The sequence below is a fragment of the Salinicola rhizosphaerae genome, assembly GCF_014652715.1.
GTDB classification, from domain to species: Bacteria; Pseudomonadota; Gammaproteobacteria; order Pseudomonadales; family Halomonadaceae; genus Salinicola; species Salinicola rhizosphaerae.
In genome coordinates this window covers 1-15,041 of sequence record NZ_BMZI01000003.1, presented here as the reverse complement: position 1 = coordinate 15,041, position 15,041 = coordinate 1, and the positions used below count along the sequence as shown (strand labels likewise).

Sequence of the window (15,041 nt, the reverse complement as noted above, 5' to 3'; positions counted from 1 at the left end):
GGCGACTGGCGCCCATTTCGCTGCTCGTCTGCTTCTGCTCCATGAAAGCGTTTTAACATTTTGTGGTTTGAAAAGTCACTCATTGTGTTTGTCTAAACAAGCCCATAGAGTAGCCGGAGGCGGCTAGACGTCCCATATCTAGTGTTTTGATGGCACGGAGAGAGGCTTTTCGCCATCCTCGCAGAAGGTCGATGGCAGATAAGACATTGGCTGAATGAAAAATAAGTCACAAAACCGGGCCGCCGACCCGAGGACGACGATGTCACAACAATCCGAACAAGGGGATGACATGAGCAAGCGAGAGACGCGGGCAGTAAAGACCCGGCAAGCAAGCGCAGCACCGACCTGTTTGAGTGGCGCACTGGCCGTAGTGCTGGGCCTGGCGGTCATGCCGGCCTGGGCGCAGTCCAGCGAGGCAAGCGGTGCGGGCGAGGCGCCGGTGATCGAGCAGGAGACGCCCGACGAGGGGCCGACGGCGGAGGGGCAGACCGCCGATGGTCCTTATCTCTCCGACTGGTATCACCAGAACCTGACGGCGATCGGCAGCAAGAACATTCGCTTCGGCCCGCAGCAGGTCGACGACATCTACCTCGAATACGAGTTTTTCGGGCGTAAAGGGCCGCTAGACCTGTACGGCTATATCGATTTGCCGAAATTCTTCGGCGTCGGCAACGCAGCCGATAGCGGCATCTTCGACAAGGGCTCGCCGATGTTCATGGAGCTCGAGCCGCGGCTGTCGATCGACGACATGACCGGCAAGGATCTGAGCTTCGGGCCGTTCAAGGAGTGGTTCGTCGCCTTCGACTACATCTTCGACTGGGGGCACAACACCGAGAACCGTCAGAATACGCTCTACGCCGGCCTGGGAACCGATTTCGACACCGGCTCGCCGCTGGGGCTTTCGCTGAATCTCTACAAGCGTCGCCAATGGGAGAACTACGGTGCCGCCAACGAGCACTCCTGGGATGGCTATCGGGCTCAGCTGAATTACTCATACCCGCTGGCCAGTTTCGACAACGGCGCCTCGCTGGTCTACGTCGGATTCACCAACCATGACTTCGGTTCGGACCTGGGTGACGACGACCCGACGCGTACCAACGAGTCGACGGTCGCCACCAACGTCCTGCTCTACCAGTTCACGCATCTGCGTTTCATGGCCGTCGCCCGTTACTTCCACAACGGCGGCCAGTGGAACGATGGCGAGATGGCGCCGTTCCCCAATAGCCATGGCGACAGCTTCGAACTGCGCTCGACGGGGTGGGGATACTACTTCGGCGTTGGCTGGCAGTTCTGATTCGGCGTTGGCTGGCAGTTCTGAAAAGCCTCTGCTGGCATCCTTGAACGAGCGAATGGTGAACGCCATTCGCTCGTTCTCGTGAGCGGAAATCGGCGTGCTAGGATACGGCGCTAGCTGTCTCGGACGGCAAGAGCCTGATCGCCAGGACAACAACAGGAGACGCTGATGAACGAGCGCAGCGCCGAGAGGCTCGAGCGACTTCGAGAAGCGCTAAAGCGTGAGGGCTCCATCTCGCTGGCTGCCGCGGCCAGGCTGTGTCGGGTCTCCGAAATGACCGTGCGCCGGGATATCGCGGCGAGCCATGGTGCGATCGCTTCCTTCGGCGGCCATCTGGTCATGGCGGACAATCCGCAGTTTGCCGTGGCCTACCACCTCGACACGCAGCGAGACCGCTTCGCCGGTGCCAAGCAGCGCCTCGGCAACGCGGCGCTCGAGATGATCGAGGAGGGCGATACGCTGTTCATCGACTGCGGCACGACGCTGATGCCGCTCTGCGCGCAGATTCCCCGCGAGATGAACGTGACTGTCGTCACCTATGCGCTCAATGTTGCCAATCTCTTTGCCCAGCGCGACATGCCCAACATGCGGCTAGTCGTGCTGGGTGGGCTCTACTACGCCTCTTCGCAATCGTTCGGCGGACAGGACGTGACCAGCGCCATACGCCGCCTGGGCATCAACAAGGCCTTCCTCTCGGCGGCGGGCGTTCACGCCGACAAAGGAGCGAGTTGTTTCCACTTCCACGAGGTCGCCCCCAAACAGGCGGCCATCGAGCACGCCGAACGGCGCATTCTCGTTGCCGACGAGAGCAAGCTCGACGTCATGCGGGCGGCTTTTTTTGCCGAGCTGAGCGACTTCGATGCGATTCTCACCAGCGGTGAACCTGGGCGAGACTGGTTGGGGCGCGGCGTGAGCGTCGCCCCCGACAGAATCGAGATTGTATAGATATCCGTTTATAGCTATGAAATGGCGCGCTCGAATTCCTGTTTCTGTCAGGAGGATTTCCGTCTGCGGGCACGCTAGGATGAGCCGACATCCGATTCACCGGTCTAGCGAGTCTGCTCATGAGTCTCTCTCACGCTTCCCGTCCCGCCGCCCATTTCATGATCGAGGCGCCCACGCCAGGCGCTGACTACACCGCCGTCATTGCCGGCCTCGAGGCAGAGGCTGTGGGGCGTTATTCGCTGCGTTCACCGGCCAGTGGAGAGGTGATCGCTTCGGTCGCCGACTGCGGCGCAGCTCAAGCCCGGCTGGCAGCGGACAACGCGCAGCGCGGCTTCGAATCCTGGCGCCAGACAACGCCGTTCGCGCGCGCGGCGCTGCTCAAGGCGTGGCACAGTGCGATGCTCGAGGCGAAGGAGGTGCTGGCACTGACCATGGCGCGTGAAATGGGCAAGCCCATCGGCGAGGCGCGTGGCGAGGTCGATTACGCGGCGAGTTTCCTCGAGTGGTATGCCGAGCAGGCCAAACGGCTCGACGGCGATATTCTGCCGAGCCAGCATCCTGACAAGCGCCTCGCCGTGCTGCGCCAGCCGGTCGGTCCGGTGTTCGCGATCACCCCCTGGAACTTTCCGGCGGCGATGATTACGCGCAAGGTGGCGCCGGGGCTTGCCGCGGGCTGCTCGGTGATCGTCAAGCCGGCGGAGCAGACGCCGGTCACGGCGATTCTGCTGGCAAGGCTCTGGCAGCAGGTCGGTGGCCCGGCGGAGGTGTTTCAGGTCATCACGGCCGAGCGGCCGGCGGAGATCAGCGATCTGCTGATAGCAGACACGCGCATTCGCAAGGTGACCTTCACCGGCAGTACGCCGGTCGGCAAGCATCTTTACGCCAAGTCCGCCGCGACGATGAAGCGGATGTCGCTGGAACTTGGTGGCCACGCGCCGTTTCTGGTCTTCGACGATGCCGATATCGATGCGGCTGTCGCCGAAGTCATGGCGAGCAAGTTCCGCAATGGCGGGCAGACCTGCGTCTGTACCAATCGGGTCTACGTCCAGCGCGGCATTTTCGATAGCTTTGCCAAACGCCTGGCTCAAGCGGTCGATGCGCTTAGCGTGGGCCAGCCGGAGGAGGAGACGACCCAGATCGGCCCGCTGGTCAGCCAGGCCGGACGCGACAAGGCACAGTCGCATATCGATGATGCGCTGGCCCAGGGGGCAAGACGCCTGACCGCGGCGCGCGAGGTCGATGGCTTTTTCGTGGCGCCGACGGTGCTGGCCGACGTGACCGAAGAGATGCGCATCATGCAGGAGGAGACGTTCGGGCCGGTCGCGCCGCTGGTCGCGTTCGATGACGAAGCCCAGGCCGTTGCCGCTGCCAACGCGACGCCATTCGGGTTGGCGGCCTACCTGTGGACACGCAACCTGGGGCGGGCGCATCGGGTGTCCGAAGCGCTGGACTACGGCATCGTCGGTGTCAACGACGGCGCCCCATCGGTGCCGCAGGCGCCGTTCGGCGGCGTCAAGGATAGCGGTATCGGCCGCGAAGGTGGTCGTTACGGGATCGACGAATATCTCGATCTCAAGTTCGTTTCGACCCGTCTGGACGGCTGATGGGCATGCCCGACGGGGCTCGGCTCTCGATGTCGCTGGATCTTGCCACGGCGCTTGACGAGACGAGCCTGCGTCACGCCCGCGTGGTCGCCGGCGCAAGCTCGCTGGCGCGGCCGCTGCGCTGGGTTCACATGGTCGATCACCCGGATATCACGGCATGGGTGCGGGAAGGCCAGCTGTTGCTGACCACCGGCTATCACTGGCCGGACGAACCTGCGGCGGAGCGTGCGCTGATCGAAACGCTGGCCGACAAGGAGCTTGCCGGGGTCGCGCTCGCAGTACCGCGATTCTTGAGTGCCTTCCCACCGGCCAGTCTGGCGGCCGCCGAAGCGCTCGACTTCCCGCTGCTGGAGATTCCCTGGGACGTTCCGTTCAGTCAGATCACCGAAGATGTCCACGCCTGGCTGATCGCCCGGCAGGGACAGCTGATCGCGCGCGCGGAGCAGATTCATCGTGATCTCACGCGCTCGGCGCTGACGGCCGAAGGCCTCGGTGATATCGCCGGCGCGCTGGGGCGGCTGCTCGAGCGAGACGTTGTGTTCACCGGACCGGATGGCGAGTGGCTGGGCAGCAGTGCCGGGCTCGCCGCTGATGCGGGCCCCACACCGTCGATGCTGGCGGCTGCGCGGCGAACGTCCTGGCGGGTGACGCAGTCGCTCGAGGACGAGGCGCGGCGCCTGCTGTTCTGTCCGGTTCAGGTCCGCGAGACACTGGTCGCTATCCTCTGGATCGATGAAGCCTCATCCATCGTCGGCGAACTCGAGCGGCGGGCCGCGGAGCAGGCGGCGTTGATCTCCGCGCTGCATCTGTCCCATCAACAGGCGCTGCAGGCGCAGGAGGCCCGGTTAGGTTACGCCTTCGTCGATTCGCTGCTGGAAGGGCGCTTCGAGGCGACGCCTGCGGCACTGGAGCGTGCCGCGCTGCAGGGCTGGGATGCGCAAACCGCTTATCATGTCTGCGGCATTCGGCTCGATGAAGCGGTACCGCTGAGTCTTGAAGGCTTCGCGCGGCGCGAGCGCTGGGAGCGTCGTCTGCGTGAGCAACTCGACAGGCTGGGGGCGCCGGCATTGATTTCGGTGTCGCTCAATCGGCTCACGTTTCTGGTGCGTCACGAGGTGTCGGTCGCCGAGCTGTGGCAATGCCTGAACGACGGCCAGGCCGCGTTGGCGGTAAGCCGCGAAGTGGTCGGCGCGGCTGCCATCGCCGAGGGTGCCAAAGACGTCGCACGGCTTTTGCCCTCTCTGCAGCCGGGAGAGCGTCGCGATTTCGAGGCGATCCTCTTCACCCGCGTACTCGAAGGCGATACCGACGCCCGAACGCTCTTTCTCGAGCGCATCTCTCGCGCGTTGCAGGCCGGTGGCCCTCGTCTCGCGGGATTGGACACGCTCATTGCATTGTCCGACAGCGGTTTTCTGCAGGCGCAGGCAGCGCGAGCGCTTGGCATTCATATCAGCACGCTGCGCTACCGCATCGAAAGACTGGAAGACACGCTGAAGATGGATCTCGGAGACCCTGAGGTTCGCTTGCAGCTTCAGGTGGCGACACGCCTTTTACGTCGCGACGAGCACTGAGCCCATCGGGGCGGACGAAACACTGCCCAACAACCGACAGTATCCGGGAGAGAGACGATGCAACTGACCGATTTCACGACACTGACCTTCGATGTCTACGGAACGCTGATCGATTGGGAAAGTGGCATGGTCGCGGGCCTCCAGCCGCTGTTGCAGCGAGCGGGAGTGGATCTCGACCGCGACCAGATTCTCGAAGCGCATGCGCGCCACGAGTCGACCCAGCAGCGCTACACGCCGCATCTCCAGTATCGCTGGCTGCTGGCGGTGGTCTACAAACGACTGGCGGAAGAGTGGGAAGTATCGGTCACGCATGACGAGTGCCTCGCCTACGGGAATTTCGTCAAACAGTGGCCGGCGTTCGCCGACAGCGCCGATGCGCTCGCCTACCTCAAGCAGCACTACAAGCTGGTGGTGCTCTCCAACGTCGACAACGAGAGCTTCGCCTACAGCCAGCGCAAGCTCGGCATCGAGTTCGATGCGGTCTACACCGCCGAGGACGTGGGTTCCTACAAGCCGGCGCAGCGCAACTTCGAATACATGCTGGAGAAACTCGGCGAGCGCGGCATCGACAAGTCGAAGATCCTGCATACCGGCGAGAGCCTGTTCCACGATCATCAGCCCGCCAATCGCAATGGGCTGGCCAACTGCTGGATCTATCGCCGCCACGACAAGGAAGGCTTCGGCGCGACCATGAACCCGGGCGACATGCCTACGGTCGATTTCCGCTTCAACAGCATGGCGGAGCTGGCCGAGGCGCATCGTCGGTTGGCGTGATCGTCGTCAGCGGAGTGCGCCCCACACCTGTGCTTCGCTGATGCCCAGCGCCTCGAACTCCGCCTGGCGCAACGGTGCTTCGTCGAGCATGAAGAATTCGTCGAGCTGCGGCGGGGCGACCTCGGTATCGCTGAGCATGGCATGAACTTGCCCGCGGTGATGCGTTTGATGGACGAAAAGGTGGGCCAGCACGCGATGCATGGGTTCGATCTGCTGGCGACCGGTGCGTTCAAGCGTGACATCAGCGCTCAGCGTCGCCGGGCTCAGCATCTCGCATATGGCGATCAAGCGGCGGTCTAGCGCCTCCTGCGCCGGCCAGAGTGATTCGATGCTGGCGTAGGGCGTTTCGTCAGCGAAGGCGCTCTGGCCCAGCGTGCCGCCTTCGAGCGCATCGATATAATAGGCGTCGACGATCAGGATATGGTTGAGCGTAGCGTGAATCGAGGGGAAGAAGCTGGTGCGCTTGGCGCTCAAGGCGTCTTCCGACAGCTGGGAGCAGGTGTTCAGCAGCCGGTGGTTCGACCATAGATTGCAGTAGGCCTGCCGGCGAAAATATTCGATCATGGTGGCAGCTTCTCCGCTGGTTCTCCCGATCCTTTCAGCATCGCAGGCATCGTCATGGAAATGCTACACGGCCTTCTGGTCATCACGTTCGTTCATCTGCTCGCCGCCGCGTCACCGGGGCCGGATTTCGTGCTAGTCACCCAGCAGACGCTCAACCATGGCAAGCGTGTCGGTCTTCTCTGCAGCCTGGGCATTGCGCTGGGTCTGTCGATCCATATCGTTTATTCCGCCTTCGGTCTGGCGGCCGTGATCGCCAATTCCGCCGAGGCGCTATGGGCAATCAAGTTGATTGGCGGCGCCTATCTACTCTGTCTGGGGATTGCCGGGCTGCGCTCGCGTCCGGCAACGATCGACGTGGCGCAGGCATCGGTCGACGCGGCACCGCCACGCTCGGCGTGGCGTACGGTCGGAACGGGATTTCTGTGCAACGCGCTCAATCCGAAGGCGCCGATCTATTTCGTCTCGCTCTTCACCATCGTGCTGTCGCCCGACATGCCGCTCTACCAGATCGCCATCTACGGCGTCTGGATCATGCTGATCCAGCTCGGATGGTTCTCGGGGGTGGCGCTGCTGCTCTCGACACCGCCGATCCATCGCGCTTTCAAGCGCTTCAGTCACTGGATCGATCGCGTGCTGGGCGTTGCGATGATCGCGCTGGGTATCAAGGTGCTGACGACGCGACTCTGACCACTCGGTCAAATTGTCTGCGTGCCTGGCTTTCCTCATCGATCCATTTTCGGCATTCTGCAATGCAATCCATCAACCGGTGAGGATCGCCTGTGAAGACGTGGCTGCGTGAGCTCCCCAAGGTCGAACTGCATCTGCATATTGAAGGCTCGCTGGAGCCAGAGCTGATGTTTGCGCTGGCGGCGCGCAACCATATCGAGCTGCCCTACGCCTCTATCGAGGAGGTCAAAGCCGCCTACGACTTCAGCGACCTGCAGTCGTTTCTCGATCTCTACTATCTCGGCATGCGGGTGCTGCGCACGGAGCAGGACTTTTTCGATCTGGCGATGGCCTATTTCGAGCGCGCGCATGAAGAGGGCGTCGTGCATGTAGAGCTGTCATTCGACCCGCAGGCGCATCTGGGCCGCGGCGTGGAACTGGCGATTCCCTTCGAGGGCTTGCGGCGCGCCATGCGCGAGGCAGAGCAGCGCTTCGGCATGAGCACGGCGCTGATCATGAGTTTCTTGCGCGACCGGGATGCCTCGGAGGCCATGACGGTGCTGGAGAAGGCTTCGCCCTGGTACGAGGTGATCGACGCCGTCGGGCTCGATAGCGCCGAGGTGGGCAACCCGCCGGCCAAGTTCGCGGCGGTGTTCGAGCGCGCCAGGGCGCTCGGTATCCCGCGTGTGGCCCATGCGGGGGAGGAGGGGCCCGCCGCCTACATCAGCGAGGCGCTGGACGTGCTCGATATCTGCCGGGTCGATCACGGTGTGGCCTGCCTGCAGGACGAGGCGCTGGTCGAGCGCCTGCGCAATTCGCAGATTCCGCTGACGGTCTGCCCGCTGTCCAATGTGCGGCTCAAGGTCGTGGAGACGATGGTCGATCATCCGCTGCCGGCGATGCTCGAAAAGGGCGTCAAGGTCACGCTCAACTCGGATGATCCCGCCTATTTCGGTGGCGGGATGCTAGATAACTACGTTGCCTGCTTCGATGCCTTTGGCTGGGATCAGCGTGTTTTCAAACAGTTGGCGGGCAACGCCATTGATGTCGCCTTCATGTCCGATGCGCGGCGGCGCGAGCTGGTGGAGCGGCTGGCAGAGTGTTGAAAATGGCCGGGATGGGAGTGGCTTGAATGCGCGTGGGCAGGACATGAGACCGCGTGAGTAGGATACGAGACGAAGAAGCCCGGCCGATAGCCGGGCTTCTTCGTCGATGGCGTCCGGTCAGTCGGCTACTGCCGCACTCTTGCGGGACTCGAGCGCGCGCAGAAACGGAACCAGTCGCTCCAGTGCCTGAGACGCCAGCTCTGGCGCGATCGCGAAACAGATACGCAGATAGGCATCTCCCTCCGGGCCGAAGGCGCTGCCCGGGGCTACGCCCACTTTTGCCTCGCGCAGGATTCGCTTGGCCATATCCAGGCTCGAGCCTTCAAGACCGTGAACCTTGAAGAAGAGATAGAAGGTGCCCTGCGGCGAGAAGACGGTGACGTTGTCTAAGGCGGCGAGTCCCTCGACCAGAACATCCCGTGACGCCTGACAGCGAGCGACCTGATGCGCGATGAAATCGTCGCCGCGTTGCAGTGCTTCGATACAGGCCCGCTGAATGAACGGCGCGACGCCGGTGGTGTTGTACTGGCAAAGTCGCGCGAAGAGTTGGTCCATACCTTTGGGGAAGACGACCCAACCCGCTCTCCAGCCGGTCATGCACCAGTTCTTCGAGAAGGTATTCGTCACCAACAGCTTGTCGCCCGGTCCGCAGATCTGCAGGAACGACGGAGCGGGACCGTTACCGTCGTAGACGAAGTGGTTGTAGACCTCATCGGCCACGATCCAGAGGTCTCTTTCACGGCAGAAATCCCTCAGTCGCTCCATGTCTACGAGCGGCATGCGCCATCCCGTGGGATTGGATGGCGAGTTGATGAAAATGGCGCGCGTACGATCCGTCACGGCGGTGAAAAGCCTGTCGAGATCGAGTTCGATGCGACCATCGTCATGAAAGTCGAACGGCACCGAGACGTTGACGCCACCGACGATCTCGATCACCTGTCTGGCGTTGGGCCAGGCGGGGGTGGGCATGATCACCTCGCTGCCCTCGTCGAGAATCGCCTGCATCGCCATGACCACGGCGTTCATGCCGCCGATCGAAATGCAGAATCGATCAGGGCCAACGTCAACCCGCCAGTGGCGCTGGTGATAGTCGGCGAGCGCCTGGCGCAGTTCCGGCATCCCTTGTGAGTAGCTGTAGCGCGTGTCGTCCTGGACCAATGCATCCATCGCGGCCTGCTTGACGTAATCGGGCGTGGGCAAATCGCCCTCACCGATCCATAGCCTCACGACCGACGCATCATGACGGGCCAGATCCGCGACCGCGACGATCTGGTTGTCGGGCATCTCCTGAACACGAGATGAGCAGAAGGCGCGGAGCGAATCGGGGATGACGTCGGACATGGTCGTCTCTCGGGAGCGGGTGGGTACTCGATCTTAACGCCGCTTCGATTCGGGGGCTAATCGTCGCTTTGCCTTGAGGTTTGTTAGCTAACATTTCCTTACGCAAAGCGTATGCTAGCCTACGAAAACTTTGGGCTACGATTAATCAAACTGCCCTAGGTAATTAATAAAATTGTATTGAGTCCGGATACAGAACGGTTACTTTTCGCTCGATGCATGCTGGGTTCGTGAGACTCCGCTTTCCAGGTTCGTAGAGGTGTAAATCGATGGCTGCTCTCGTCACTGTCGTTCGGGTTGATGGCAACGTTTTCCTGATGGATCCCCGCAAGCTACTCGCCCAAGGGATGGCAGTGCCAGAAGGCGCGATGCTGGTGGCGCCCGATGGCGGGCGTGTCGTCCTGGCTGACGGCACCATCCTGCCGCTGAACGCCGGGCAGCCCGTGACGCTCGAGATTTTCGATGGTGTCGCCACCGTGGTCGTCGCTGATCCGGCGGCTCAGGATGCCGATGTCGCTTCTCTGCAGGCCGCTATCGCTGCTGGGGTCGACCCCACCGCCGTCCAGGAAGCGCCCGCGGCAGGTGCGGGCGGTGAAGGTGGGGGAAGTCTCTCCGGCAGCGGTGGCTTCTCGTCGCCGTTCGATATCGCGCGTACCGGCCGTGAAGAGAGCAGCGTCTATCGCTACGCTGCCAGCTTCACCGATACCGGCACCACGCCGGTCACTCCCGCCACCTTCTCGCCGCAGAGCGCTTCCACAACGGCGGAAACGGGCACGGAGGGCAGTTCGCCTAGCGTTTCCATCAGCATCGATCCGATCGCGGTCGACGACATCGTCAACAGCGCCGAGTCGCAGGAGAGTATCGTCCTGACCGGCAAGGGCAGTGGTGATGCCGTCGCCGGTGATCTGGTGACGGTGACCGTCGGTGGCGTCGCCTACTCGACCGTGCTCGCTGATGACCTGAGCTTTTCGGTGACCGTGCCGGGCGAATTGCTGGCTGAAAACCCCTCGGCAACTGCGACGATCACTCACACCGAGGGTGACGTCAGCGTCACCGCAACGTCGACACGCCCCTACAGCGTCGATCTCGATGCACCGGCTCCGACCGTGCAGCTCGATCCGATCGCGACGGACGATCTGCTGAATGCGGGCGAGTCAGCCACGGACGTTACGTTGAGCGGCACCGTTGGCGGTGATGCGGCGGCCGGGGATACGGTCACCGTCATCGTCGGGGGGCAGCAGTATCAGGCCGTTGTCGATGACGACCTGGGTTTCTCGGTCGTCGTGCCGGGCAGCGCGCTAGCCGCGAACGACTCGGTGACCGCGGTCATTTCGCACGCGGATTCGGCGGGCAACGTGGGGACCTCGACCGCCTCTCGTGACTATGGCGTTGACACGACATCTCCCACGCTAGGTATCGAACTCGATACGATCGCCGGCGACAACGTCGTCAACGCGGCCGAGGCCAATCAGTCGGTCCCAGTCAGCGGCAGCGTCACCGGCGAGTACGCCGCAGGCGATCGCGTTACGTTGACCGTTGGCACGCAAACCTACACTGGCACGGTTGCCAGCAACGGCACGTTCTCGATTAATGTACCCGGCAGCGTGCTGGCGCAGAACAGCTCGATCTCGGCGGCGGTCAGCCACACCGACGCCGCGGGCAATGTCGGCTCGGCAAACACCGCTGCAAGCTACGGCGTGGATACCACCGCGCCGGTCGTCACCATCAGCCTCAATACCGCGGCCGGCGATGACGTGATCAACGCCGCTGAGTCGCGCGGCAACGTTAGCGTCTCAGGCAAGGCCGGCGGTGATGCCGTCCAGGGCGACACCGTCACGATCTCGGTTGGTGGCCAGACCTACACCGCCACGGTTGGCGCCAACGGCACGTTCAGTGCCAGCGTGCCGGGCTCCGTGCTGGCCAATGCCGGCACCGACAGCATCCGTGCGTCCGTGTCTCACACCGACGCCGCCGGCAACACTGGCACCGCGACGACCACGCACGCCTATGATGTCGATACCACGGCTCCTGCCTTGGCAATCACCTTGGGCACCATCGCCGGCGACAACGTCGTCAACGCGGCCGAGGCCAATCAGTCGATCCCGGTCATTGGTACCGTCACCGGCGAGTACGCCGCGGGCGACCGCGTCACGCTGACCGTTGGCACGCAAACCTACACCGGCACGGTTGCCAGCAACGGTACGTTCTCGATCAACGTGCCGGGTAGCGTGCTGGCGCAGAACAGCTCGATCTCGACGGCGGTCAGCCACACCGATGCCGCTGGCAATGTCGGCAGCGCCAATACCGCCGCGAGCTACGGCGTGGATACCACCGCGCCGGTGGTGACGATCAGTCTCAATACCGTGGCCGGCGATGACGTGATCAACGCGGCAGAATCGCGTGACAACGTCAGCGTCTCGGGCAAGGCCGGTGGTGACGCCGTCCAGGGTGACACCATCACGATCTCGGTTGGTGGCCAGACCTATACCGCGACCGTCGGGGCCAACGGCACGTTCAGTGCCAGCGTACCGGGGACGGTTCTGGCCAATGCCGGCACCGACAGCATCCGTGCGTCCGTCTCGCATACCGACGCCGCCGGCAACACAGGCACCGCGACGACCACGCATGCCTACACGGTTGACGTCACACCCCCTGATGCTGCTGCCGATAGTGGTGCAACGGGTGAAAATCGAGTGCTTTCCGTCCCTGCTGCCAACGGCGTCCTTGCCAATGACACCGATGTCGACAGCGCGCACAGTGCGCTCAGCGTCAGCGCGGTCAACGGCACGGCGGCGAGCGTGGGCACCGCCATCACTGGCAGCAACGGCGGCACGTTCACGCTGAACGCGGATGGCAGCTACAGCTTCAACCCCGGCACCGCGTTCGATCGTCTGGCCGCGGGTCAGACCGACACCACGAAAATCAGCTACACCGTCAGCGACGGACAGGGCGGTACGGCCACTTCGACACTGACCGTCACGGTCACCGGCACCAACGACGCGCCGGTGGCCGTTGCCGATACCCAGACCACAGGCGAGAACACCGTTCTCACCGGTCAAGTCCCGGCGGCGACCGATGTCGATGGCACCATCGCGGGTTACGAGCTGGCGACGGATGTTGGTGCGGGTAACGGCAGCCTCAGCTTCAACAGCGATGGCAGCTACACCTTCACGCCGGGTGCGGACTTTGATGCCCTCGCTGCGGGCGAGAGCCGCGACGTCACGTTCAGCTACACCGCCACCGATAACGATGGTGGGGTGAGTGCACCGCAGACCGTCACCATTACGGTGACTGGCACCAACGACGCGCCGGTGGCTGCCGCTGATACTCAGACCACCGGCGAGAACACGGTCCTCACCGGTCAGGTCCCGGCGGCGACCGATGTCGACGGCACCATCGCCAGCTACGCGCTCGATACCGACGTGGGTCAGGGCAATGGCTCGTTGGCGTTCAATGCTGACGGCTCGTACACCTTCGATCCGGGCACGGACTTCGACGCGCTGGCCGCGGGCGAAAGCCGCGATGTCACGTTCACCTACACCGCGACGGATAATGACGGCGGTGTGAGTGCGCCGCAGACCGTCACGATCACCGTCACCGGCACCAACGATGCGCCGGTGGCCGTTGCGGATACCCAGACCACCGGCGAGAACACCGCTCTCACCGGTCAGGTGCCGGCGGCAACGGATGTCGACGGCACGATTGCCAGCTACCAGCTCGCCACGGGCGTGGGCAGCGGCAACGGTAGCCTGACGTTCAACGCCGACGGCTCGTACACCTTCACGCCAGGCGCCGACTTCGACGCGCTGGCCGCCGGCGAAAGTCGCGATGTCACGTTCACCTACACCGCGACGGATAACGACGGTGGGGTGAGTGCGCCGCAGACGGTCACCATCACCGTCACCGGCACCAATGACGCCCCGGTGGCCAAGGCCGATACCGGCAGCACCGGTGAAAACACCACTCTCACCGTGACCGCCGCCAACGGCGTGCTGGCCAACGACAGCGATGTCGATGGTGGCACGCTCAGTGTCAGCGCGGTCAACGGTATCGCCGCAAGCGTGGGTACGGCCATCACCGGTTCCAACGGCGGCACGTTCACGCTGAACGCCGATGGTAGCTACAGATTCAACCCCGGCACGGCGTTTGATCGTCTGGCTGCCGGTCAGACCGACACCACGCAGGTCAGCTACACCGTCAGCGACGGCCAGGGCGGTACGGCGACTTCAACACTGACCGTGACCGTCACTGGCACCAACGACGTCCCGGTGGCCAAGGCCGATACCGGCAACACCGGCGAGAACACCACCCTGACCGTCACCGCCGCCAATGGCGTGCTAGCCAACGACAGCGATGTCGATGGCGGCACGCTCGTTGTCAGCGCGGTCAACGGCACTGCCGCGAGTGTGGGTACCGCGATCGCCGGCAGCAACGGCGGCACGTTTACGCTGAACGCGGACGGTAGCTACAGCTTCAACCCCGGCACGGCGTTCGATCGTCTGGCTGCGGGTCAGAAAGACACCACCCAGATCACCTATACCGTCAGCGACGGCCAGGGCGGTACCGCCACTTCGACGCTGACCGTGACGGTGACCGGCACCAACGATGCGCCGGTGGCGGCAGCTGATACCCAGACCACCGGCGAGAACACCGCTCTCACCGGTCAGGTCCCGGCCGCGACCGATGTCGATGGCACCATCGCCAGCTACGCGCTCGACACCGACGTGGGTCAGGGCAATGGCAGCCTCAGCTTCAACAGCGATGGCAGCTACACCTTCACGCCGGGCACGGACTTCGACGCACTCGCTGCGGGTGAGAGTCGTGATGTCACGTTTACCTACACCGCCACTGACAATGCCGGCGCCAGCAGCGCTCCTGTGACGGTGACGATCACTGTGACCGGCACCAACGATGCGCCGGTGGCCAAGGCCGATACCCGGACCACCGACGAGAACACCGTTCTCACCGGTCAGGTTCCGGCGGCGACGGATGTCGATGGCACGATTGCGGGTTATGAGCTGGCGACGAATGTCGGCGCGGGCAATGGCTCGCTGGCCTTCAATGCCGACGGTTCGTACACCTTCACGCCGGGTGCTGACTTCGACGCGCTGGCTGCCGGCGAGAGCCGCGACGTTACGTTCACCTACACCGCCACGGATAACGACGGCGGTGTCAGTGC

General features: G+C 63.5%; 10 protein-coding genes. 8 read left to right on the top strand and 2 right to left on the bottom strand.

Features of this window, described 5'->3' with window-relative positions:
* Positions 1 to 259: 259 nt before the first annotated feature.
* The 5 genes from IE125_RS06350 (at position 260) to IE125_RS06330 (ending at position 6,188) form a co-directional block, all read left to right on the top strand.
* Entirely contained in the window at positions 260 to 1,294 is a 1,035-nt protein-coding gene (locus IE125_RS06350; RefSeq protein ID WP_229808959.1) for a nucleoside-specific channel-forming protein Tsx, read from the top strand.
* Positions 1,295 to 1,462: 168 nt separating this feature from the next.
* Positions 1,463 to 2,239, top strand: a complete 777-nt coding sequence (locus IE125_RS06345; protein ID WP_189443831.1) for a DeoR/GlpR family DNA-binding transcription regulator — start codon at positions 1,463 to 1,465, stop codon at positions 2,237 to 2,239.
* A gap of 158 nt (positions 2,240 to 2,397) precedes the next feature.
* Entirely contained in the window at positions 2,398 to 3,843 is a 1,446-nt protein-coding gene (locus IE125_RS06340) for an NAD-dependent succinate-semialdehyde dehydrogenase (RefSeq protein WP_189444255.1), read from the top strand.
* Positions 3,843 to 5,414, top strand: coding sequence for a PucR family transcriptional regulator (locus tag IE125_RS06335; RefSeq protein WP_189443830.1), 1,572 nt, complete (start codon positions 3,843 to 3,845; stop codon positions 5,412 to 5,414). Before IE125_RS06340 ends, IE125_RS06335 begins: the two co-directional genes overlap by 1 nt.
* A gap of 57 nt (positions 5,415 to 5,471) precedes the next feature.
* Positions 5,472 to 6,188, top strand: coding sequence for a haloacid dehalogenase type II (locus IE125_RS06330; RefSeq protein WP_189443829.1), 717 nt, complete (start codon positions 5,472 to 5,474; stop codon positions 6,186 to 6,188).
* Positions 6,189 to 6,194: 6 nt separating this feature from the next.
* On the opposite strand, the gene IE125_RS06325 is transcribed toward IE125_RS06330, so the two are convergent.
* Positions 6,195 to 6,752 carry a DinB family protein gene (locus IE125_RS06325; protein WP_189443828.1) on the bottom strand — a complete coding sequence of 186 codons (558 nt, stop codon included), beginning with the start codon at positions 6,750 to 6,752 and terminating at the stop codon, positions 6,195 to 6,197.
* 54 nt (positions 6,753 to 6,806) lie between these two features.
* Between IE125_RS06325 and IE125_RS06320 the strand changes: the two genes are divergently transcribed.
* Positions 6,807 to 7,439: a LysE family translocator gene (locus IE125_RS06320; protein ID WP_189443827.1), complete on the top strand. Its 633-nt coding sequence runs from the start codon at positions 6,807 to 6,809 to the stop codon at positions 7,437 to 7,439.
* A 92-nt stretch (positions 7,440 to 7,531) separates the two neighbouring features.
* Positions 7,532 to 8,524, top strand: a complete 993-nt coding sequence (locus tag IE125_RS06315; RefSeq protein ID WP_189443826.1) for an adenosine deaminase — start codon at positions 7,532 to 7,534, stop codon at positions 8,522 to 8,524.
* A 117-nt stretch (positions 8,525 to 8,641) separates the two neighbouring features.
* Here the strand turns inward: IE125_RS06315 and IE125_RS06310 are convergent, their stop codons facing one another.
* Positions 8,642 to 9,865, bottom strand: a complete 1,224-nt coding sequence (locus IE125_RS06310) for a pyridoxal phosphate-dependent aminotransferase (protein ID WP_189443825.1) — start codon at positions 9,863 to 9,865, stop codon at positions 8,642 to 8,644.
* 266 nt (positions 9,866 to 10,131) lie between these two features.
* Between IE125_RS06310 and IE125_RS06305 the strand changes: the two genes are divergently transcribed.
* Positions 10,132 to 15,041 (top strand): beta strand repeat-containing protein (locus IE125_RS06305; RefSeq protein ID WP_189443824.1); only part of this gene is annotated, 4,910 nt, incomplete at its 3' end.

Excerpts from the sequence above, each read along its gene's own strand:
- IE125_RS06350 (WP_229808959.1), top strand. The coding sequence starts at position 260 with ATGTCACAACAATCCGAACAAGGGGATGACATGAGCAAGCGAGAGACG.
- IE125_RS06345 (WP_189443831.1), top strand. The coding sequence starts at position 1,463 with ATGAACGAGCGCAGCGCCGAGAGGCTCGAGCGACTTCGAGAAGCGCTA.
- IE125_RS06340 (WP_189444255.1), top strand. The coding sequence starts at position 2,398 with ATGATCGAGGCGCCCACGCCAGGCGCTGACTACACCGCCGTCATTGCC.
- IE125_RS06335 (WP_189443830.1), top strand. The coding sequence starts at position 3,843 with ATGGGCATGCCCGACGGGGCTCGGCTCTCGATGTCGCTGGATCTTGCC.
- IE125_RS06330 (WP_189443829.1), top strand. The coding sequence starts at position 5,472 with ATGCAACTGACCGATTTCACGACACTGACCTTCGATGTCTACGGAACG.
- IE125_RS06325 (WP_189443828.1), bottom strand. The coding sequence starts at position 6,752 with ATGATCGAATATTTTCGCCGGCAGGCCTACTGCAATCTATGGTCGAAC.
- IE125_RS06320 (WP_189443827.1), top strand. The coding sequence starts at position 6,807 with ATGGAAATGCTACACGGCCTTCTGGTCATCACGTTCGTTCATCTGCTC.
- IE125_RS06310 (WP_189443825.1), bottom strand. The coding sequence starts at position 9,865 with ATGTCCGACGTCATCCCCGATTCGCTCCGCGCCTTCTGCTCATCTCGT.